Origin of the sequence: Bacillus sp. LB7 (assembly GCF_030449715.1) — a bacterium.
Taxonomy (GTDB): domain Bacteria; phylum Bacillota; class Bacilli; order Bacillales; family Bacillaceae; genus Bacillus; species Bacillus paralicheniformis.
This window is the reverse complement of the sequence record NZ_JASGCA010000061.1, coordinates 1-428: the sequence shown is the minus strand read 5'-3', so window position 1 is coordinate 428 and position 428 is coordinate 1. Positions and strand designations below refer to the sequence as shown.

1 pseudogene is annotated in these 428 nt (G+C 41.8%); it reads left to right on the top strand.

What is annotated here, in order from left to right:
- A pseudogene (locus QMZ64_RS23050) lies at positions 1-428 on the top strand (right-handed parallel beta-helix repeat-containing protein); the annotation flags it as partial.

Sequence of the window (428 nt, the reverse complement as noted above, 5' to 3'; positions counted from 1 at the left end):
GATGAAATTCATCGAGAGGGTGGAGGCCAGCTTGTTATACCAGAAGGCATTTATTTAATTGAGAAGAGAATTTATATCTATGGGAACACCCGATTTACAATGTCTCCAAGCTGTGTATTACTTAGAGGTTGGGCGGGCGGATTTTTTGCCAATGGAACGCCGAATGATAAATTCACAGGCTATTCCGGAAGAGGCAACATCATTATTGAAGGCGGTATTTTAGACGGTAACTATGCCAATATAGACAAATACCCGACTACTGCGATGGACTCAATCATTTTAGGCCATGCAAATAATATTTGGATTGACCGCGTAACTTTCAAAGACACGATTACCGCCCATGCCATTGATGCCAATGGGATCAACAATCTCCAGATCACAAGGAGCAATTTTTTTGGATTCATAGACTTGAGCGGAAAACGCCCTTT